19 protein-coding genes are annotated in these 22,846 nt (G+C 37.3%); 4 read left to right on the forward strand and 15 right to left on the reverse strand.

The annotated features are described in order from the left end of the window. Positions 1-2 precede the first annotated feature (2 nt). Entirely contained in the window at positions 3-2,291 is a 2,289-nt protein-coding gene (locus PP182_RS02150) for a M56 family metallopeptidase (RefSeq protein ID WP_272649683.1), read from the forward strand. 151 nt (positions 2,292-2,442) lie between these two features. Beyond that, on the forward strand, positions 2,443-3,543 hold the full coding sequence (locus PP182_RS02155) for a DUF4407 domain-containing protein (RefSeq protein WP_272649684.1): 1,101 nt from the start codon (positions 2,443-2,445) through the stop codon (positions 3,541-3,543). On the opposite strand, the gene PP182_RS02160 is transcribed toward PP182_RS02155, so the two are convergent. Beyond that, complete coding sequence (locus tag PP182_RS02160; protein WP_272649685.1) at positions 3,540-3,719, reverse strand: VOC family protein; 180 nt, start codon at positions 3,717-3,719, stop codon at positions 3,540-3,542. The two genes, PP182_RS02155 and PP182_RS02160, sit on opposite strands and share 4 nt — an antisense overlap. A 536-nt stretch (positions 3,720-4,255) precedes the next feature. Here PP182_RS02160 and PP182_RS02165 point away from each other — a divergent pair. Further along, on the forward strand, positions 4,256-9,226 hold the full coding sequence (locus PP182_RS02165) for a translocation/assembly module TamB domain-containing protein (RefSeq protein ID WP_272649686.1): 4,971 nt from the start codon (positions 4,256-4,258) through the stop codon (positions 9,224-9,226). Beyond that, the gene (gene tamL / locus PP182_RS02170) at positions 9,227-11,551 is read left to right on the forward strand and encodes a translocation and assembly module lipoprotein TamL (protein ID WP_272649687.1); all 2,325 of its coding nucleotides are present in this window, start codon (positions 9,227-9,229) and stop codon (positions 11,549-11,551) included. It begins immediately after the preceding gene. Positions 11,552-11,580: 29 nt separating this feature from the next. On the opposite strand, the gene rfbD is transcribed toward tamL, so the two are convergent. From rfbD to PP182_RS02240, 14 genes are all read right to left on the reverse strand, one after another. Beyond that, positions 11,581-12,459, reverse strand: coding sequence for a dTDP-4-dehydrorhamnose reductase (gene rfbD, locus PP182_RS02175; protein WP_272649688.1), 879 nt, complete (start codon positions 12,457-12,459; stop codon positions 11,581-11,583). 256 nt (positions 12,460-12,715) lie between these two features. Further along, positions 12,716-14,491 carry a MutS-related protein gene (locus tag PP182_RS02180; RefSeq protein WP_272649689.1) on the reverse strand — a complete coding sequence of 592 codons (1,776 nt, stop codon included), beginning with the start codon at positions 14,489-14,491 and terminating at the stop codon, positions 12,716-12,718. A 224-nt stretch (positions 14,492-14,715) separates the two neighbouring features. Next, positions 14,716-15,213 (reverse strand): ExbD/TolR family protein, encoded by a 498-nt coding sequence (locus PP182_RS02185; protein ID WP_272649690.1) that lies wholly within the window; start codon positions 15,211-15,213, stop codon positions 14,716-14,718. 3 nt (positions 15,214-15,216) lie between these two features. Beyond that, positions 15,217-15,816: an ExbD/TolR family protein gene (locus PP182_RS02190; RefSeq protein ID WP_272649691.1), complete on the reverse strand. Its 600-nt coding sequence runs from the start codon at positions 15,814-15,816 to the stop codon at positions 15,217-15,219. A 138-nt stretch (positions 15,817-15,954) separates the two neighbouring features. Next, positions 15,955-16,311, reverse strand: a complete 357-nt coding sequence (locus PP182_RS02195) for an MmcQ/YjbR family DNA-binding protein (RefSeq protein WP_272649692.1) — start codon at positions 16,309-16,311, stop codon at positions 15,955-15,957. A gap of 9 nt (positions 16,312-16,320) precedes the next feature. Next, complete coding sequence (locus PP182_RS02200; RefSeq protein ID WP_272649693.1) at positions 16,321-16,713, reverse strand: Dabb family protein; 393 nt, start codon at positions 16,711-16,713, stop codon at positions 16,321-16,323. A gap of 9 nt (positions 16,714-16,722) precedes the next feature. Further along, a complete protein-coding gene (locus PP182_RS02205; RefSeq protein ID WP_272649694.1) occupies positions 16,723-17,346 on the reverse strand; it encodes a DUF4230 domain-containing protein in 624 nt (207 codons plus the stop codon). Continuing rightward, a complete protein-coding gene (locus tag PP182_RS02210) occupies positions 17,339-17,698 on the reverse strand; it encodes a DUF4260 domain-containing protein (RefSeq protein ID WP_272649695.1) in 360 nt (119 codons plus the stop codon). Before PP182_RS02210 ends, PP182_RS02205 begins: the two co-directional genes overlap by 8 nt. Further along, positions 17,695-18,447: a cyclase family protein gene (locus PP182_RS02215; protein WP_272649696.1), complete on the reverse strand. Its 753-nt coding sequence runs from the start codon at positions 18,445-18,447 to the stop codon at positions 17,695-17,697. Before PP182_RS02215 ends, PP182_RS02210 begins: the two co-directional genes overlap by 4 nt. A gap of 26 nt (positions 18,448-18,473) precedes the next feature. Then, positions 18,474-19,607 carry a radical SAM family heme chaperone HemW gene (gene hemW / locus PP182_RS02220; protein ID WP_272649697.1) on the reverse strand — a complete coding sequence of 378 codons (1,134 nt, stop codon included), beginning with the start codon at positions 19,605-19,607 and terminating at the stop codon, positions 18,474-18,476. 17 nt (positions 19,608-19,624) lie between these two features. Continuing rightward, positions 19,625-20,179 carry a crossover junction endodeoxyribonuclease RuvC gene (gene ruvC / locus PP182_RS02225; RefSeq protein ID WP_272649698.1) on the reverse strand — a complete coding sequence of 185 codons (555 nt, stop codon included), beginning with the start codon at positions 20,177-20,179 and terminating at the stop codon, positions 19,625-19,627. Beyond that, positions 20,180-20,665 carry a hypothetical protein gene (locus PP182_RS02230; protein ID WP_272649699.1) on the reverse strand — a complete coding sequence of 162 codons (486 nt, stop codon included), beginning with the start codon at positions 20,663-20,665 and terminating at the stop codon, positions 20,180-20,182. Positions 20,666-20,739: 74 nt separating this feature from the next. Continuing rightward, positions 20,740-22,371 (reverse strand): M56 family metallopeptidase, encoded by a 1,632-nt coding sequence (locus tag PP182_RS02235; protein ID WP_272649700.1) that lies wholly within the window; start codon positions 22,369-22,371, stop codon positions 20,740-20,742. Further along, on the reverse strand, positions 22,368-22,730 hold the full coding sequence (locus PP182_RS02240) for a BlaI/MecI/CopY family transcriptional regulator (protein ID WP_272649701.1): 363 nt from the start codon (positions 22,728-22,730) through the stop codon (positions 22,368-22,370). Before PP182_RS02240 ends, PP182_RS02235 begins: the two co-directional genes overlap by 4 nt. Positions 22,731-22,846: the final 116 nt, after the last annotated feature.

Consider the following 22,846-nt stretch of genomic DNA (forward strand, 5'->3'; position numbering starts at 1 on the left):
TTATGTTCATCTTCCTTGTAAAATTTACCGCCTGCTTGGCTATATTGCTTTTGTTTTACAAAGTGATATTGGAAAGGGAAAGTATGCACCACTTTAAAAGATTCTACCTTTTGGGGGCTTTGGTTGCCTCATTTATTATCCCAAATATCGTGTTCACGGAATATGTGGAAATAGCCCAGAATACCGTTACCCAACAAACTCAAATTGGTCATTTTGTTACGGAACCAGAAATTGAGCAACCTGTAGTACAAAAAAGTCCCATTAATTGGGAAGCAATACTATGGTTCGTTTACGGTATAGGGGTATTGGGATTTGGTTTTCGGTTTATAAAACACCTTGTACAAATCTGGTTACGTATTCGTAAAAACCCCAAATTCAAAAATAATTTTATAACCAGGGTATTATTGGCACAACAACTGCCTCCACATACATTTTTCTGCTATATCTTTTTAAATAAAAAGGAATTTGAGACCCGAAATATTCCTAGTGAAGTAATGTTGCATGAAGAAACCCACGCCAAACAGCGTCATAGCCTTGACATTTTACTAATTGAATTGGCACAGGTTATACTGTGGTTCAATCCCTTGATATACTTGCTTAAATCCTCCATAAAATTGAACCATGAATTTTTGGCGGATAGTGAGGTTGTCAATACAAGCAATAATCATACGCAATATCAAAATACGCTCCTATCGTATTTATCAAACGATAGTTTTAACAAACATCAGTCGATTGGCATTGCAAATGCCATTAATTATTCATCAATCAAAAAACGATTTACAGTCATGAAAACAAAAACATCAAAAAAATCAATTGTATTAAGAAGCTTTTTGCTCCTGCCTTTAATCGCCCTATTGTTATTTGGGTTCACAGAGACACGCCAAATTGAAAAAGAAAATCATTTTGACCAATTAATAAATATGGAGCTACTTGAAAATGGCAATGTCCTATTGAATAGTAAAGCCTATAATTTTAATGAAATTCCTGAACTTTTGAACAATGAGTATCTTAAGGAAATTGAAGCCGAAAGGACAAAAGTTAATATTGGTGTCAAGGAACAAATTTATTACAATGTCATTGAAAATTTAATTGATCAAATTAAAAAAACAAAAATCCATTGGATTGATGTTACTGCAAAAGAAGTAATAATGGAGAACAATCAATATGAAGAAAATGTCCCAATTATTACGGAAGCTATTTTTTTGAAGGCTGAGAGAATAACTTTAGTCGATAGTAATTTTATGGAAAGTGTTTCCCAGTCAGATATAGCAACCTATAACCAATTAGCAAAAAAATATAATGCCGTCTCTATTGAAAAGCGAGTAATCCCCTTGAAAGATTTAAAGGTTTTGGAGACTATTTATCGGAACATGAGCGATAACCAAAAAGAAAATTCACTACCATTTCCCGATTGTCTGCCCCAAAATCAAAAAACGGTCGAGCTAATAGAAATCAATATCAACAACAAAGGTCAATTACTGGTTCAGGATCAGTTAGTTAAATTGGAGAATTTAGAATCATACTTATCCAAAATCAATAGGCACCTTTCTTTTGGCGAAAGGAAAAAGACCATACGTTCGGTAATCAAGGTGGATACCAAAACTCCAAAAGACGTGGTTCAAAAAGTAGATAAAATTTTGACCGATTACGGTACTGCTACAATTAACATCGTTGGACCGAAAGATTCCTCAATTAGCAAACAGCAAAGTGCTACGCGTGCCGAAATGAAAGAATACAATGGCTTGGCCAAGAAGTACAATGAAATGGACCGTAGTGAGATGTACATTAAGAAAAGTGAAGTATCCAGATTAAAAGTACTTTACAGTAAAATGTCCAAAAAACAAAGAGCAGATGCGGAACCCTTTCCAGATTTTCCACCACTACCCCCAGCCCCAGATGCGCCAAAACCACCTAAAAATGTTTCAGATACCGATTATGCTTCCAACCAAATAGGAACGATAATTGACGAGCAAGATCCCTATGATGAGGTTGGTGGAGCTCTTAGCGTTTCTTCTCTAAAACAACCAAAACCACCTTTACCACCAACATCTATAAAAAAAGTAAATCCAAACCAGCCCCCTACTCCACCAAAGCCCAAATCCCCAATAGAGCATATCAATGAAATGGCCAAAAAAGGTGCAACTTTTTCACACAATGGTAAGGAAATATCTGCCGAAAAGGCAATAGAAATCATAAAAAACAACAATAAAATAAACATAGACTCCAGAGGTACGGACGGGAATGGACCCATCGTGAAACTATCAACAGCACCCATTCAAATAGAAAAATAGGAATAAACCAAAATAGAATAATGTTAAAAGCCCCTTAATCGGGGCTTTTTATGTAACAATCTTTTACAAATAGCGTTCTAACAGGTAAGCCTATTTTAATTTACGGCTTACCCTGAGCAAAGTCGAAGGGTCAATCAAAAAACAAATCAACATGCTACAAGACTTTTTTATCCTGTGTTCGGGAGCAGATTCAGAAATATTAAAGACTTGCTCCAAGGGCGAGCAAAATAAATATGCCGGTATCGGCGCTACCGTTTTCTTTACTGCAGTCATGGCCTTTATAGCTAGTAGTTATGCCTTATACACTGTTTTTGACAGTGTCTATGCAGCTGTATTTTTTGGCCTTATTTGGGGATTACTCATTTTTAACCTGGACCGCTTTATCGTCTCCACCATTAAAAAAAGAAATAAATTTAGTCAGGAGTTTTTGCAGGCAACACCACGAATTCTTTTGGCCATTATTATTGCCGTAGTTATATCCAAACCCTTGGAAATGAAAATTTTCGAAAAGGAAATTAATCAGGTTTTATTGGAGCAAAAGAATGAACTCACTTTGGCCAACAAAGAACAACTGGCATTACAGTACACGCCTAAAGTAGAAAAACTGAATCAGGATATTGCATTGTTAAAATCTGAAATTACTACACAGGAAGCTGAGACGAACGCCCTTTATGACACCTATATTAACGAGGCCGAAGGTACTGCTGGGACGGGACTCCTGGGTAAAGGACCTGTGTATAAGGAGAAACGTGAAAAGCACGATGCCGCACTTGCCGAATTACAGGAATTAAAAGGGAATAATGGTGAAAAGATTGCCGACATAGAAAGGCAAATTACTGCATTGGACACGGAGTATGCGGAAGTTGTAAAAGACACACAGCCCATTATTGATGGTTTTGATGGACTCATGGCTCGGATTACGGCTTTGGGTGAGCTACCGTGGTTTCCGTCCTTCTTTATCTTTCTTTTATTTTTAGCTATAGAAACATCACCAATCATTGCTAAATTATTGACTCCCAAAGGTGAATATGACGTAAAATTGGAAGAAGAGGAAAGTATCCTAAGTTCATGGGTAGCTCAAAAAGTAGCACAAAGACAATTAATCGTTGCAACGGACGGAGATATCAATCAAAAAATCTATGAAGATTTAAAAGGGGAAGAGGAACTTTATGGTTATAAAAAGCAGAGGGCCGAAGAACTCTTGCGCTTACAAGCAGATAAATTCCATGAGGTCCAAGTGAAAAATCTTTAATTCGGTAATTTAAACTCAGGATTATAAATTAATCCAAGAATGTTACCCCAGGGATCCTTAACGGAGGCAACCACAATCTCACCACCAACATTGGACGGCACCTCGTGCGTAGTTGCACCAAATTCAATCAGCCTATCGAATTCATCCTGTATTTTTTCGACTCCCCATAACGCCATAACACTTTCTTTTTTATCTGTTGTTGGTTGTACTTCAGGCTGAAGGCCCAACTCGTACCCTTTTATATTGAAACCAACATATTATGGTTCATCGAAATAAGGCTCAGTTTCAAAAGCCTTTGTATACCATTCTTTGGCGCTTGAAATATCTCCTACCTTATAAATAGCCGTTCTAAGTCCTAACATTTTATCCCATTTAAATTTCTCATAAAGCTAGTATAATATACTTATCTAAAATGTATTAGAAGGAAATCTTGTTGAAATGACGGAGAACTACCTTAACCCAATTTGAGCTCTTTATTGAGTAAAAGAGATACTCTTTATATCATATCAGCATTATACTATACTTGACCTACACTATCTTTAACGCGATTATGGGTACATTGAAAGAAAGAAAACAACGAAGGAGAAGAGCATATAATTTGGTTATTGTAGTTTCGTTAATCATCGTAATCATTGCTGCGATATGGGTTAATTACAATTAAGGATTCTCCTAGCCTTCCAAAACCTTATTCAATGCCGTTCTCCAATATTTTATGAAAGACTACAAATGGAACCGAAAAAGAATACTGAGACTGGTAGGGAAAATTATTCTTACCCTTCTTTTGCTGTTTGCTGTTTTGGTTTTAGTCATTAGAACTCCTTGGGCCCAGAATTTAATTGTCTCCAAAATAACGGAATATGTCTCAAATACTACAAATACAAAATTTGAGGTTGAAAAAGTATTTATTACGTTCTCCGGAAACATAGAAACAAGGGGTGTTTATATGGAGGATAAACAAGGAGACACTCTTTTATATGCGAAGGAATTACAATTAGACCTACCTATTTATCCTTTTCTGGTTAAAAATGAACTATCTATCGATGATGTGAATGCCAAAGGTTTCGTAGCAAATATTAAGAGAGCCGAAGACCCTGACCAATTTAATTTCAGCTTTTTATTGGATGCATTTGCAACATCTCCCAGTGATACAACTACAACAGAGCCGATGCGTATATCTCTTGGTGATTTTTATTTGGAGGACTGGAAATTTCGGTATACCGATGCATACTTGGGAACGGATATCAAATTAAACCTCGGGAGACTGAATACCGATTTTTTAGAATTCAACTTGGAGAAAATGATTTTTGAAGTTGATGAATTCAAGCTTGAAAATACCCAAATTAAATATGGCCAAAATCACGTTTCACCCACTTCCAATGATACCACAACAACTACACTACCGTTGATAAAAGTTTCAGATTTCAAACTGAACAAAGTCCATGTTTCTTATGATTCGAAGCCAGACGCCCTACAAACTTCTTTTAAGCTTGGAAACATAGCCCTATCGGATATCGATGTAGATGTTTCCAAGAGTAGTTATAATACTCACGATTTGTTAATTGCCGAATCCAATATTGATGTTTCACTCCATAAAGTAACTGATACTACAAAAATTAAAGATAATTCGTTTGAGTGGCCCAAAATTGTTCTTGCTTCCCAAAATATAGATTTGGAATCCAATTCAATAACATTTTCCCAAAACAATGAAAAAAGAACGGATTCCGTTTTTAACCCAAGTGCCTTTGCGTTAAATCAATTAAACTTTCATGCAGAAAATTTTAGGTATCGGCCTAAAAATTTTCATCTGTTACTCAAGGATGCCTCATTTCAAGAAACCAGCGGAATCCAATTGAAACAATTCGCTTTTGAAGCTGGCTTAACGGATAATGACGCCTTTATCAAAGATTTTATCGTCGGGCTGAACAATAGTAAGGCCAATGCCAATATGGAAATTGCCTTTACCTCTATCCAAGAAGCGCTCAACAGTACCCAAAATAGCTCCATAGATTTAGGGCTTACCGATTTAAATATTGAACCCTCGGATATTCAACAATTGGTTCCTCAATTAAGTAACAACATCTATTTAGACTCCTTGTCCCTTCATCCCATTACGGGAACGTTAAAGGCAAATGGCACCTTGAAAAAAGTGGATGAGTTGGATACCAAATTGAATTGGGGGGACAATACCATGGTGTCAATTAACGGAACTCTTTCAAATCTAACGCAAACCGATGCTTTCGCTTATGATTTGAATAATATTGATATAAAATCCACAAATAGTGATATTACCAAGTTTATATCGGTCAAAGATTTGAGCATTCAAGTTCCTAAAACAATAGCATTGAACGGTTCTTTGAAAGGAACTTTGGAAACTTTTGAAACTAAATCAGAATTACAGATTCCAGAAGGAAGGATAAACCTGAATGCATCAGCGAGTATAGGGGATACAAAACAATTTAGGGGATTGGTAAAAACGGACAGCTTACCCATAGGCAAATTTTTAAAAAATCCTCAATTGGGAACTATTTCCTTTGAAATAAACGGGTTTGTATCTGGAACTGAACTATTCAATCTCGATGCCAAAATAGACGGAAAGGTTCCGGAATTTGAACTTAACAATTACGTCTATAAAAATATTAACCTTTCCGGAACCGTTGAAAATGGACAAGGCACCTTAAACTTAATTGTTGAAGACGAAAACCTGAATTTTAAAACGGACACCAGTATCGATTTAACTTCCGAAACAAATTCAATAAAATTCAACGCTAACCTCATTGGTGCGGATTTACGAGAATTGGGCTTTACGCAAAATGATATCAAAATTGCAGGCGAACTACAAGGAGACTATAACGGTAAAACCAATAATTACACTATTGAGACCCATATAAAAAATGCCATTGCCGTAACGGACAACAGGCAATATCAAATAACGCCTGTTAACATTAATGCGCATATTGAAGATTCCATAACAGATGTCACAATAAAAAGTGGTTTTATAAACGGAGGACTATATTCCAACGCTTCACCCAACAGAATCAATAAGGCGCTGAAGCAGCAACTGGAAAATTACTTTAGTTCGGACAGTACAGTTGCTCAAAACGTGGACGATGTTAAGGCTAAGCTAGATCTAGCCATTGTACCCACGCCCATTATTTCCAAAGTTTTTTTTGATGGTATCCAGGACTTGGATTCCCTAAATATCGACGCCAACTTTGATGCCCGATCTAAAAATTTGTCGGGTAAGATTTTCATCCCAAGATTTTCCTATAATAAAAGTGTGGTAGACAGCCTCAATGTTAATCTACAGGGAGACTCCGTAAACCTTCAATTCTCTGCAGGAGTAGCAGAATTTCAATATCAGCCTATACACTTAAAGAAAACCTTTCTGGAAGGAGAACTTAAAAACAAGGAGTTGATTCTCGATTTTAGTTCCATCAACGATACTACGGAAATCATGCATATTTCATCCGAACTGGTCTTTAAAAAAGATACATTGACCCTACACGTATCGCCCGATAATCTTGTCCTGAACAAAAAGCAATGGGAAGTTCCCGAGGACAATAAAATTACGCTTGCGGAATCCTATTCCAATTTCAAGAATCTTATCTTTTCCAGAAACAAACAAAAACTTCAGGTGTCTACCGAAGTGCCCGCCATGAAGGCGGACCATATTGGTATTCTCTTCGAGAACTTTCAATTACAGACATTTTTAAGTCTTTTTAATCCAGATGAGGCATTGGCCAAAGGCGTGGTTCAAGGTAACTTCGTAATTCTAAACCCCTATGATGCTTCAGGACTGGTATCCAAAATGGATATTAATGATTTCTATTTGATGCAGAATCCGTTGGGCACCCTCAATCTCAACGCTTCTTCCAAATCTTTTTCCGATTATGATTTTGATTTAGTACTTAAAGACGGGGGAGCCGATTTAAGATTAATGGGAGATTACACGGCAAGACAGGACGATGCAGATTTAAACTTCGAATTGGATATCCAAAAATTGGAAACAAGAATTCTAGAAGGGTTTCTTAAGGATGTGCTTTCAGACCCTTCCGGAAATATTTCGGGGAGTTTACTGGTCAACGGAACTCTGAGTGAACCGGCATATTCGGGAAGATTGAATTTCAACAATGTTGGCCTTACACTATCAGACTATAAAACAAGCCTAAATATTAATGAACAATCACTCGATTTAAACGAAGAAGAAATTACATTGAATTCGTTCAAAGTAAAAGATTCAAGTAGCGGAACATTTACATTGGATGGTAAAGTGATAACGGACAATCTATTTAATCCCAAGTTCGACCTTTCTGTAAAAGCTGAGAAATTCATAATACTGGATTCCAAAAAAGGGGACAACGAACTGGTTTATGGTAAAGCAGTTGTAGATACCGATTTTGAGGTTTCCGGGAATTTGGAACTTCCGGTAATCAATGGTACCCTTAGTATTGGAGATGCCACCAACCTTACTTATCTCGTTCCCCAGACTCAATATGAAATACAAGAGCGGGAAGGGGTCGTTATTTTTGTGAATCGGGAAAACCCAGACGCTATTTTGACCAAGAATACCGGTGAAACCGCTAATTCGGTTTTTGCCGGAATGGATATAAACACAACATTGAAAATTTCGGACCAGGCAATTTTTACCATTGTCCTTGATGAAAAAACACAGGACAAATTACAGGCATCTGGAAATGCGACCTTAAACCTCAACATTAACCCAAATCAGGACATACAACTGTCGGGAAGGCTTGAGCTAAATTCAGGATTCTATAGAACAAGCCTTTACAATCTAGTTAGCCGAGAGTTTAAGATTAATGAAGGAAGTAGTGTGGTTTGGTCTGGTGATCCGTATAATGCGAAATTGGATGTTACTGCAATTTATGAATTGGAGACATCTGCAGCGCCTTTAATGTCATCCATAAGCTTTGGACAGGACACAGGTGTTTCTGGACAATATCAAAGGTCTTCTACCTTTCTGGTGTATTTAAACGTTGGTGGAGAGATTACCAGTCCAGAACTATCCTTTGCCCTGGATATGCCGGAAAATGCACAGGGCAACTATGGAGGTGCCGTATATGGACGAATCCAGCAACTGAACGAACAGGAATCGGAATTGAACAAACAGGTATTCTCACTTTTGGCTTTAAATCGATTTTATCCAACTACGGGTAGCGATGGTAGTAATGGAGGTGCCATTGCCTTGGCAAGAAACAATGTAAACAAAGTTCTATCCAGCGAACTCAATTCCATTTCCAATAAAATATTGGGGAATAGTGGTTTTGAATTGGATTTTGACCTCGATAGCTTTCAGGACTATCAGGGAAATGACTATCAAAACCGAACCCAATTGAATATCAATGCCAAGAAAAAACTCTTTGATGACCGTTTGATCGTAACCGCAGGTAGTGCTGTAGATGTGGAAGGAAGTGCGTCCAATGCGGATACGGCAACTCCGGTCATAGGAAATGTATCTTTAGAGTACCTTTTAACCGAAGAGGGTATGTATCGCCTAAAAGGATTTAGAAGACAGGAGTATCAAAATATTATTGATGGTCAATTAATTGTAACCGGTTTGGCTTTTATTTTCAATAGGGAGTTCAATAAATTTAGTCAGCTTTTCAAGCCGGTTAAGGTAGAAACTGAAGAAGAAAAGAACACAGAAGAAATCAAAAAGCAATAGTTGAAAATAACTCACATAAAATATCCGTTCGTTTTATTCCTTATAATAGGTATATTGCAAGCCTGTAGTATAAAAAAGTATATTCCAGAAGGTGAAAAACTATATACTGGAGCAGAACTAAAACTAGATACCACAGGCAAGGTAAATGGGTTGAAGGAAATTGAAAAGGAACTTACCGCGTTAATTCAACCGAACCCAAATACGACGTTCTTGGGCATGAAGCCTGCCCTGTTTTACCATTATAAAGCTCAAAGAGAGCGTCCAGGTTTTATTTATAAGTTTCTCAATAAGTCGTTTGGTGAAGAACCTGTTTATTTCTCAAAAATAAATCCCGAACAGGTCGAGGAACTGCTGTTGAACCGATTGGACAACAACGGTTTTTTCTATAGTAAATCGAATTCTGAAGCTGTATTGGAAGGCAAGTATGCCTCTATCAATTATTCGGTTACGGTTCAAAGCCCTTATACCCTCGAAAATTATCAATTGGACAATGACTCCTTACCTATCTACCAGGAGTTGCAAAAAATTATGAAGGAAACGCCACTCTCCAAGAATGACCGTTTTGACTTAAATTTATTAAAGGCGGAGCGAGAACGTTTGGATCATGGTTTAAAACAAAGAGGGTATTATAATAGCCAAGCCAACCTTTTTATTTTTGAGGCGGATACGAATCAATACAAAAACAGAAAATTTGATTTATTTCTTAGACTAAAAAAAGAAGTTCCAAAAAAAGCTTCTATCCCCTATACCATCGATTCCATTACAGTGTATCCAAATTATTCAATCGAAGGCGACACCATACCAATATCTGAGCAAAATAGAACTGCGGTAAATGGCACTGATTTTATCCAGAACGAATATTATTTTAGACCAAAACTCTTAGAGACCTACCTTCTATTTAACGAAGGCGATTTGTATGATGCAAACACCTCTAAAATAACTGGTGACCGACTTTCATCGTTGGGAAGCTATAAATATGTAAATATTCAATATACGGAACTTGATACTACCATGACCAATGGCGATGGGGGCTCACTGGCAGCTGATATTTATCTCGCACCATTGACAAAACGTTCACTAAGAGCGGAGGTTCAGGCAGTGACAAAATCCAATGGTTTTACTGGGCCTGGTATTCAGTTGACCTATAGTAATAGAAATCTGTTCAAGGGAGGCGAAACATTTAGTTTGTCCACTAATTTCTCGTATGAATCACAACTCACCTCAGGAAACAATTCCAATTTAAGCAGTATTGCTTGGGGATTAAAAGGAGATCTAATAATTCCTCGATCCATTCCCTTCTCCCCTAAAAACTTCAGGTACTCGGTTCCAAAAACAAAAATTTCGGCAGGAGTGGATTTCTTAAGGCGTAGCCAGTTATTTACCTTAAGCTCCATTAATGGATCTTTTGGCTACACTTGGAAGGAAAATAGGTATGTATATCATCAGTTAGATCCAATCAGTATAAATTATGCTAGGTTGACCAATGTCACAGAAGAATTTCAAACTATTTTAGATGATAACCCATTTTTAAGACGCAGTTTTGAACAACGCTTTATAGCAGGCCTTTTGTATGGGTTTACTTATGATGAAGTATCGGACTTGGACAAGGATTATCCTATTTTCTTTTCCACCAACATGGATATAGCCGGTAATCTATTCAGTTTGATCGATGGAGGTTCAGGTACTATCATAGGTTCGGAATACGCCCAATATGCAAAGGTCGATGCAGATTTTAGATTCTACCTGAGATGGGGAAAGGAACAAACGCTGGTCTCAAGGGTTTATGCGGGATGGGGTGTACCTTATGGCAATAGTGAAACCCTACCCTTTGTTAAGCAATTCTTTTCTGGTGGTCCTTACAGTGTTAGAGCCTTCGACATCCGTTCATTGGGGCCTGGCAATTTCAACGCAGAGCTGGAAGATTCCACGACCGATTATTTTGACCGATCCGGTAATCTAAAATTGGAAGCCAATTTAGAATACCGCTTTCCTATTTATTCTTATTTAAAAGGTGCCTTTTTCATAGATGCAGGTAACGTTTGGCTTACGGGAAATTATGATGATTTAGAGACGGACCAACAAGACAGTAATTTCTCCAACAACTTATTTACAGATGGAAAGTTTGAATCCGATTGGCTTAAAGAAGTTGCTGCCGGATTTGGATTCGGTGCCAGAGTTGATATTCAAAATTTTGTTATTCGGTTAGACTTAGCTTCACCTTTTCGAGTTCCCTATCAACCGGAGAATGACCGTTGGAATATTCCCTTCTTTGGTAATAATGGAAATAAAATGACTTTAAACTTTGCCATTGGATATCCTTTTTAGGGAGAATAATTTTGAAAAAATCGGAAGATTCATTCGCGTTCCTTTTTGAAAACATTAGAAACTTCAACGAGACTTGATGTCCAATGTGGGATGTCCAAACCCAAAACCTTTTTAATTTTACTTTTGTCCATTACACTATACGCAGGGCGTTCCGCAGGTAATGGATACTCTTTAGACCGAATAGGTCGCAGGTTTACAGAAATATCGTTTATTTCAAAAATAGCAGATGCGAAATCATACCAACTAGCAACACCCTCATTGCTATAATGATATATGCCATAGTCCTTCACCCCTTTGGATATCATCTTTATAAGAACCGCGGCCAAATCATGTGCTGAAGTAGGAGTTCCCACCTGATCAAACACCACCGATAATTGATTTCTTTCAGCTCCATATTTCAGCATGGATTTGAAAAAATTATGCCCGTAGGCAGAATACAACCAAGAAGTACGGATTATAAAGTAGCGCTCCATATTCCTAACGATCTGTTGTTCCCCCTTAAATTTGGAATGACCATAAATACTCACTGGATTGGCCCTATCGGTCTCCAGATAGGGTACATTCTGTTGTCCATCAAAAACAAAATCCGTGGAAATATGAAGCAGTACAGTTTCTGTCTTATGGCAAGCTTGGGCTAAATTTTTTACTCCCTCCTCATTGATAAGAAGCGCCAAGTCCGAATCATCCCCGGCTTTGTCCACGTGTGTATATGCAGCACAATTGATACAATAATCAAAATTTTTTTGATTCAAAAAATCCCAAACCGATTCGTAATTTGTTATATCCAAATCATCTGAATCTGTAAATTTGAATTGAATGGAATCATTAACTGTATGAACAATACTTTTGATAGCAGTTCCCAATTGACCAGATCCACCCGTAATTAAAACCTTTTTAATTGCTTGCATTAAATTATGTTATTGGATTATGAAATCCTTGGATTTGCTTAAAAATACTTTTTTGGAAATAATATGTTCTTCTTCTGGCAGTATCAATCTATTCTTAAATTCAAAATGTTGAACGTTTTTTCATGCGACCACGCCATATCAAAAAACCAAGATACTTATTTTAGTTCTTCTTATATTCGCAATACAACCTGTTATTTGATTTCACAATACACTTTACCGATAGTAAAATAAAATCTAATAGGTAAGGGAAGCCTTGCTACTCTGCTACAATTCCCATTTTCCTCAATAGAAAGGAGGCATTCATGTTTTGGCAAATTCCTTTCTTAAAGGTATAATCAAAATGAAGTTCATCATTTATTATCTCAGCATCAAAATAGTAGTTGTTTACCTGTGGTAATACTTTGGAAACTTCACAGAGGCTCAAGTCATGTGTGGCTATGATACCTGTCGATTTTGAACTTACCAAACGTTCCACGAATTGCCTTGATCCTTTTGCCTTATCGGTACTGTTGGTGCCTTTTAGAATTTCGTCCAATACAATGAAATAACTATCTCTTTGTATTTCATCTACAACAAACTTCAATCGCTGCAATTCAGAAAAGAAATAGGATTCATCATCGGTTAATGAATCCGTAGTACGCATACTGGTTATTAGCTTTATGGGAGTGTACTCCATGGACTTGGCACAAACGGGCAAACCCATATTGGCCATTACAATCTGTAGGGAGACTGTCCTTAAAAACGTACTTTTCCCGGCCATGTTCGCCCCTGTGATAATAAAGAAGTCTTCTCTATTTATTTCATAATCGTTGAGAACACTTTTTTCGGGATTCAATAATGGATGACCTGCTTCTTCTGCCCGGATAACCACTTTATTTTTCGTTAGCGTAGGAAAGGCATATTCCGGATGGTTAAACACAAAGTTTCCCAAGCTATTTTGAGCATCAAAAAAAGTGATTACATCAAACCAGTTCTTAACGGATTTGCCATGAGCAGCCATCCACTTTTCAACCTTGTAACAGGTATATAGTCCCCGAAGAAACAGTCCGTTTCCAAATATGAGAAATAATATATTATTGTTTTGGTCCAAGTCCCCCAATAGTTTAGAGAATTCCTTTAGGACCAAGGAAGTTTTTTTCCCTTCACTAAGTATTTCCGATTTTTTATCCTTGAATACCTTTGAAGTAAATTCCTGCGATTCTATTAAACCGAGCAATTGATTGTATTGTTCAAAAATAGATTGCAATTTACCTGTTCCCGCTACCAAGGCTGTTGCTTTCTTGGTAAAAAAACCAGTAATGACAAGTCCGAACAACAACCAATACAGCAATACGGAAGCTCTAATAAAATCCGCATAAAACAGCCCTAAAAATAATAGACTCAAACCTGAGAACACCCAGGGAATTATACCCATAACCTTAGGGACAAAAGGTTTGTAATTGTTTATCCAATTAATTACAGCGGATGTGGTGGTTTCCGTATGCGCCAAAGATGCCGTTGCCGAGAAATCCTGTCGCCAATGCGGCATATTTCCCAACTCTTTTAGACTTTCTTGTTTATCAGGTATGTCAACAATGGAATTCTCCTTTACTATTTTGGCCAGCAATGAACTGCCTTCTTTTAAGCTTGTTCTATTGAGATATTGATAAAAAGAACCTACCCCAAATAGATCTATATCCTGACTATAAAAATGGTTGCCGTCCTTAAATTCATCTCCTGTTGGCAGGTCTTTAAACTTTCGATGTAGCACTTGAATCTCTACCTCATTTAGAGCTATCAATTTCCTTAACTTATCGCGTTTATATTGTAAATCTGTGTGTCTGGAGACTAGAAAAAGAAAGATTACAATGACCACAACCACCAGACCAACTACTATTCTGGTATTTTCAAAAAAAAGGTACACACCCAAAGCGGCGAGTAAAAAAATAACCAACCGGATCATACTGGAGGTTAGCAATTGTGCTTTTACCTTATTTAATCCTTCTTTATAGGTATTTATTTCTTTTTGGTAAAAAGATAAAAGTTCATTCATGCTTTCGCTAACTCCAGATTTTAAACAAAGTTAGGGTTTCAATCCTTATTCATTGAAACTAGCATGGAAATTTGGCCTAGATGATAAATATAGATTTCAGAGATATGGTTAAGGTATTCAAATTCAGTTGGTATTTATAGCAAAAGACATTTCGCAAAATAGATGCCTTCATTGTAAAACAAAGTCTTAGCTGTTTAAGGATTCTTAGAGATTAAACTGAAAACTTAATCCACCCGCTTTTGATTATCGAAGACATTACCCTCAAAAGTGGTATAGTTTATTTTCAATAAGTTGACCAATCTCAGTTCTTTTTTCAAATCCTCAATGATTCCCATTTTTACCGCAACATCGGCTTTAATGGATACTGTGGCAACTTTTCTAAGATGTTCTGGCATTTGGTACAAAGCCTGCAAGGCATAATCACCTACTTCCTCAATAGCCACAAAACGATTATTCATTTGAATTCTAGTTCCACTCCCCATCATGGATAGATGTGTATTTGTAGAATTTCCTACAAAAATTTCGATAATACGGTCTCTCTTGTCCAGTTTTTCTGTTTCCGTTGCCTTTGGAAGTGTATTTTCCACCATTAAATTTTGTTCCTTAATGGTCGTTACCGTCATAAAAAAGAAAAGCAAGATGAATACTATATCAGGTAATGATGCAGTGGATATAGCGGGCAAATTTCTATTGACCGACCTGAAGCTGTTGAATTTTATCATAATCTAATTGTTTATGGTTTCCGGTTCCAATATTTTTTGGGGATACATTTCCCTAATTACCTCAATACGTTCCTTTAAGAGTTGTTTTCTTTCCTCGTTGGTTTCCTCTAGGTAATATTCAACCTCCATGTCCTTAAATGGAACTTTGAACAACCGTAAACTTTCTCTATCCCTTAATTGGTTATAGGCACCAAGTACTTCATTCTGAACCGTTACGTAGATTGGATAACTTGTATTTCTCTGTGTTTTTATGGAGACTATGGCCTTGCCAGGGTGTTCAGAAAGTTCATTCGTACCAATGCCCCGACAATAATCACAGTTGGATTCTCCATTATCAATAAATTCCATCACTTTTTGTCTAAGGCTTTCAACGGATATGACCTCTCCGTTTGCCATAATATCATCAGTATTATTTAAACTGATTTCAAAAAGGTTTCTTTGCTTTATGTCGGCAATATGATCATCGTTTTTCTGTGGCAACATACGATCTAGACCTACATCTGTCTCTATCGATGCTGTGACCAAGAAAAAAATCAATAATAAAAATGCAATGTCCGCCATGGAACCGGCATTTACCTCTTGGGTTGTTCTGTGCTTTGCCATAAATAGAGAGTTTGTATTTTAACTACCCTATCAATTACCGTAAATAACCTCTGGAATGAAACTTAGAATGAGTGAAAGGTACCTTTGTGTGAGTGAATGCGCTATAATTCTTAAAATTACAGGTCAGGAAATCAACTTTTAGATAGCATCATACTCCGCCCTTAATTTCTTGGTGAACTTAGACACGATTAAATCATAAGAATGGTCTATCAATTCCAAGACGAGTTTTGGCGGCAAGCTTTCTATAAAAATAGTGTTCCAGTGTGCCTTGCTCATATGATAACCGGGAATAATCAATCCGTCATATTCCTCGCGTAAGGCAACCGAACGTTCTTCATCACATTTTAAGTTAACCTGAGAAGGTGTTCGTTCAAGACCTGATAAGGCGAACATTTTCCCCATCACCTTGAAGACTAGTGTTTTTTCATCAAAAGGAAAATCCTCGGTCACTCCTTTTTTAGACAGGCAATAATCCCGAAAGACCTCGATGTTCATCACACTATTTTAAACACCTTGGGAGTCGTAGACAATTACCTTTTCCCAAAGATGTTCAGATTCCTCTATAAAAAGCTTATGAGGAGCCTCATCTTGGTAGGCCTGCTGTGCCTCAGCGGACTCAAAAGAAACCATAAGGGAGAACGTGAAAGATCCGTCCACAACATCGCGACTTGCTTTTGGTGGTTTGCCAATGAATTTCGTCTTCGCATACCCTGAGTTGTCCAAAAATTTGGTAAGAGATTTTACAAAGGCTGTACGGTCAGCTTGGCTATCCGGATTTTTAAGCCAAAAAAATACGGTATGGTTAAATGTAGGATCAAATTCTTTCATTGTTTCTTCTGTTTGGCCAAAAGCCATTACTGTAAGCATCAAAAATAGTAAAGTTGTACCTGTTTTCATTTCATTATTCTATTTATCCAATAATTCCTTTTGTTTTTCAGTAATCTTAAGTGCGGAGTAATCGAGTTTCCAACCAATGGTCTCTACTAATTTTTCTATTAGCAAAACGGACTGGAGCGCTTCCTTTTTAGCAGTATCCATAAGACCACTTTCCGGTATCTTTTCACGGATATGTTTCTTCGCTTCCAAATTAAGACTTGTGAGGTCATCTGGCGTAAAAAGGTTGAACAATCCGTTTTTGATATCATAAAATTCCAGTTCTGGCTCAACAGAAAGTATTTCGGGCTGTGGGAAATTGGAAAGTATTATTTTCTTTTTGCCCTCATCTGCATGCATTAGAATTTTACTGAGGTCATAACCAATCTGTGCCTTGGCCTTTATAACAATGAGCGCCCTTTTTTTACTAATTAGCAAGTTCATGAAGCGCTCCCTCGTATTTTCATATTTATAAACCTCCGCGAAATCCCCCTCAACGGATATCAATTTGCAAACACTTCGTATCTTCTCCATCAATACCGTAGATTGATGGGTAGTAATCTCCTTACTTTGCCTTTTCCTAAATAGGGAAAATAGCCAATACATGCTAATACCACCTAAGATTAGGCCCAAAAAAACATCGAGAATATTATCCATTATTATTACCTATTTCTCCTAAATGTGTGTATTTGAAACCCTTGTCAAATTTAAGCCCATAACCAAAAACCCTGTCCATGGAAGAATGGGTAAACAAAATAACACCAATCATTTCAATAACCGGAAAAGATAAATACATCCCAAAAAAATACAATAAAATAGCGATACCCTTATGATGGAGAATATTGTATCCAATGGCTCCAAGACGAGGATTGAACAAGTAACCCAACATTCCGATATCCGGTGTCAAGATCAATACCAAAAAAAGCCACCAAGGGTAGCCCAAGAGACCATACATAAATATACCTAAGGCAAACATGGCCAATTCTTCTAACTTTAAAATATTCTTCATGTTTGATTTATTTTATACAAAACAGGCCTACTGGGGCTTGCATCATTAACAAATGGAGCCATTTGTATGTTTAGAAAATAGGCTCCGTCCTCAACCTCATTGGGAACAAAAACGAACTCGGTAATCGTGGCATTTTTCCTAATTTCTCCATTAAAGTTCCAAAAAGCATTATGGGCCAATAGTGCCCCACCATCTTTTTCTTTATCTACAGAAGGCAAATCTACCAGCAAGTGATCAATACCCAATTCAATCAAGTATTTCACAGCCTCTTCTTTTAAATATGGAGGATTGGTATTGGAATACTGTTTCGACAATTTCTCCTTGGTATTGGGCAAAGTTCTTATTACAAGTGCCCTTGAATCCCGGGATTTTATTGCATTTGATAATTGATGTTTGGAGATGACAAAATCCTCCCCAAGCTTACCCGGAGCAATTGTGATTACCTCGGCTAAAAAAAAGTACTTTTTGAGACTTTCGTTGACCGAATGAAATTCTCTGGTGATATGCCCTACACATTCCGTATGGGTCCCATGTGCATGAGGGTTGAACCAAATATCATTAAAATTGGTTGAAGCTCCAGCTTTAACACTTCCGGTAAATCCATGCTCCGTATGCGGTTCAATTCTTGGATGATCTATATACCACGCGTTTACACTGGAAACATCCCCTGTCATTGGAACGGAAATATCAAAGGGTTTTTCCAGGTCTATTTCATATTCTCTTTTATTATGGGTTATTGTGGTCTTCAAAATAAATGTATTATGCTCCAAATTAATTATGACAAGTTAACCATAAACAAATCAGCTGCAATTCCATCCGCTAAAAATTTACCTTTTGTTGTGGTGGAAAGAATATCACTATCTAGATTCAACAGTCCTTGATTTCTAAATTTTTCTGATTGCAAAATCAGGTATTCTTTATATTTTCCTCCAAATTCGTTTTGAATCCGATTTAAGGATACTCCCCAAACGGTTCTTAATCCCGTCATTATATATTCATTGTATTTGTCCCTAGTGGTCAAAACTTCGGTTTCCATGGGTAGTTCCCTATTTTCGATTGCCTTTACATATTTAGGGTTGTTATTAATATTCCACCCACGTCTTTGCCCATCGAATGAATGTGCCGAAGGACCTATGCCCATATATTTCTTTTGCTGCCAATAGGCAGAATTATTTTTGGAGAAATACCCAGGTTTTCCAAAATTGGAGATTTCATAACAATCAAATCCTGCCTCTAACAGTATTTTGTACAAGGCGATAAAATGTTCTTGTGTTTCTTCATCCGTTGCCGGCGTGATTAATTCCTGTTCTACAAACTTCGCCAATGCGGTTTTGGGCTCTACGGTCAAGGCATAGCTGGAGATGTGCGGAACATTAAAACGCAGTGCTTTTTCAATATTTTTTTTCCAACGTGCTACGCTCATATTGGGCATACCATAAATAAGGTCGATAGAAATATTATCAAAATATTTTGAAGCTATTTGCAAGCAGTTTTCTGCTTCTTCCACATTGTGTGCGCGGTTCATCAATTTCAGATCTTCTTCAAAAAAGGACTGGATTCCTATGCTTAATCTATTAATTGGACTTTCGGCCAATTCCACAATCTTGTCTTTGGACAAATCATCAGGATTGGCTTCCAAAGTAATCTCAGGATTATTGATTACGTCATAATACAGATATACTGCCCTGAGTATTCGATTGATTTCAGCAAGCTCCAATACGGTAGGTGTTCCACCTCCAAAATAAATGGTTTCCACCTTTTCGCCCCTAAATTCATCTTTTCTAAGCTTTAATTCTTGGACCAATGCATTTACCATGGCTTCCTTTTTCCCCATTGTTGTAGAAAAATGAAAATCACAATAGTGGCAAGCTTGTTTACAGAAAGGAATGTGAATATAGATTCCGGACATTTTTTAATTTTGAGTAATCACTTTTTAACCCGTTTCTCATTCTGTTTAACAAAGGCATCCCATCCGCTATAACTCTTGCCTACCTCTACCCTTCCTTCATTATAAAAATGACAAACAGCCGCGGCCAGACCATCTGTACTATCCAAATTCTTTGGCAATGATTTTAGGGACAGGACACTCTGAAGCATTTTCGCCACTTGTTCTTTACTGGCATTTCCATTGCCGGTAATGGCCATTTTTATTTTTTTTGGAAGATATTCCGTAATAGGTATCTGTCTTGAAAGTCCAGCTGCCATGGCCACTCCTTGGGCCCTTCCCAGTTTTAACATGGATTGCACATTTTTACCAAAAAAAGGTGCCTCAATGGCTATTTCATCGGGATGGTACGTATCAATGAGTTCAATCGTACGTTCAAAAATAAGTTTCAATTTGGTATACGGGTCTTTATACTTCTGCAATAGCAATTCGTTCATTTGGATGAATTCCATCTTTTTCCCTACCACCTTGATAAGGCCAAACCCCATAATGGTGGTTCCCGGATCAATTCCCAATATTATTTTCTCTACTGCCAATTATTTGGTATTTAGTTGAACCGGTATCTTAAATTTGGTCCGTACCGGTATGCCCCTTTTTAAAGCCGGGGCGATAGGAGGTATACTTTTTAGGCTCTGGGTAATAATGCCGTCAAACTCTGGCATTTGTTTAAGAATAGAGGCATCCTTAATAATATCCACAACACTGATTTTACCTTCCGCATCAATGACAAAGATAACATCTACCACAGCGTTTCGCTCGGAATCCACGGTAAATTCGAATTCGTTTAAGGTAGCTTCAAAATGATGGGTGATTTTCCGCTCAAAACATTGTCGTTGTATAGGTTTGGTCGCCGTTTCATCACAATCCAGAAATAGTGGGTAAGAATCTATAGAATTCCAATCCATCTCCCTAAGTTCCGCATTAATGAGTTCTTGGGTTCTGTTCTCTTTGGATTCAAAGAAATTACAAGAGCCTAGAGCCAATAAAAACAAAAAGACCAAAAAGCGTTGCACTGTACCCATTCTATGGGAAAATTACAATTTTTTATGCAGTTTGGTCCTTCGAAAAAAGTATTTATTACTAAGCTAATCGAATACTACTGAAGCTTAAAATTTACTGGTATAGAATAAGCAACGGATACCACCTCCCCATTGTTTTTGCCTGGGGTCATAGTTGGCAAACGTTTTAGGATTCGCTCCACTTCATCTTCCAAGAGTTTATCCGGCCCCCTTAATTCGATATTTTCTATACTTCCATTTTTAGAAATTGTAAATAAAGTACTTACATGTCCTTCTATGCCCTTTTGTTGGGCTTCTTCTGGATATCTGAAATACTTACTGATGTGCCTCATAATTTTCTCATTGAAACAGGCTCGCTTATCCTCAGCATCCTCACAACCTGAAAAAACCGGAATTTCATCGACTTCAGCAAAGGACACAATATCCGATTGTCCCTCATCCTTTGATTTAATTCCCTTTGCCGATGTACCGTCCAGCTTAAAAACTACGGGAATCGAATAAGGCACATTCACAGCCTTCCCTTCAAATTTTCCAGGTTCCATTTGGGGAAGTCGCGAAATGATTCGTTCCACCTCAGCTTCCAAAAGAGGATGTGGACCACGTTTTTTGATATCGACAATGTTGCCATCAGAAGCTATTGTAAATATGACGCTGACCCTTCCTTCAAGGCCTTGCTTCAAGGCTTCCTTTGGATAATTAAAGTTTTTACTAATGTGTAATTGGATTTTTTCGTTAAAACATGCTCGCTTATCCTCGGCATTCTCACAGCCAGGAAAAATGGGTACTTGTTCTATTGTACTATAGGGTACTGTCTTACCTTTCAATGAAGTGGAATTCAAATTTTCTTTGGAATCAGGTTCGCTTTCACAAGAAGTATAAAACAACATTCCTAAAACAAGCGGTACCAACACCAAATACTTCAATTGCCGAACTCTTTTTGATTTTGATTTTTGTAACATGACTATTCGTTTTTTGATTAATGATGATTTAAAAAATGGATTGACGAAGGAGATATGCTGTACCTCAAACATTTGGGACAACAACATCTCATAATGAGTACTTCTTTCACTTTTGGAAACATGGGCATCTGCAATAAACTCGTGGAGTTCCGTAATTCTTTGCTGGTAGACATAGACCAAGGGGTTAAACCAGGAAACAATGCGCATGACCTCAAAAAACAACAGGTCCAGGGTATGCCATTGCCTAATATGTACCAACTCATGGGAAACTACACTATCATATTCCCGTCCCACTATTTTTTCACCCAAAAAAATGGATTTAAAAAAGGAAAAGGCGATATGGCTCTTGGGTACTAAAATTTGTGTAAAGTCTTTAAAATAACTGACCCTACCTACAGAACGCAATTTGTATAAGCGCCATAATTTAAAACCAAACCATATAGCGGCCAAAAGTACTCCAGCCCAAAAAATACCCTCTTGCCAAGAAATGGTAAAATGACCATCGGCCTCAGGGTTTATGGTAACTTCAGATTGACCCATGTTCCAAAGAAACTCCGAGTATCCGGAAAAAGCCTGGGTTTCTGTTTTAAAGGCCTCTATTTTTATCCAAGGAAGAATGAGCGACAACACATGAGTACCCAATAAATAAACCCGGTTCCACTGAAAGAAGGTCTCACGTTTTAGAAAAAAATCGTAAATGAAGAGGAACACCAATTGAAAGGCGATACACTCCAAAATATATTGTATCATTTTTTATCCTTTTTAATTTCATTTAGGATGGACTCCAATTCGGAAAGACTCATATCGTTTTTCTTCATAAAGAAGGAGACCATACTTTTAAAAGAGCCCTGAAAATATCCTTCCACCAGTTTATTGATACTCTGGTTGCTGTAGTCCGATTTTCTTACAATCGGAAAATATAGGTAGCCCTTTCCTTCTTTCTCATGGTCCACAAACCCTTTACTTTCCAAAATTCTAACTATGGTAGAAACCGTATTGTAAGCGGGTTTAGGCTCGGGTAACTCATCTATAACCCCGGCCACATTGGACTTCTCCAGGTGCCACAAAACATGCATTACTTCTTCTTCTGCCTTAGTGAGCTGTTTCATTTTCAACTATCTTTTTAGTTTAACACTAAACAAATATAACTAAATATTTAGTTTAAACTAATTTCTTAGTTATAAATTGAATAAAAAATCCGTCAGGTTGTTTGCTGACGGATTTT

This window comes from Maribacter sp. PR1, from assembly GCF_028464145.1.
Taxonomy (GTDB): Bacteria; Bacteroidota; Bacteroidia; order Flavobacteriales; family Flavobacteriaceae; genus Maribacter.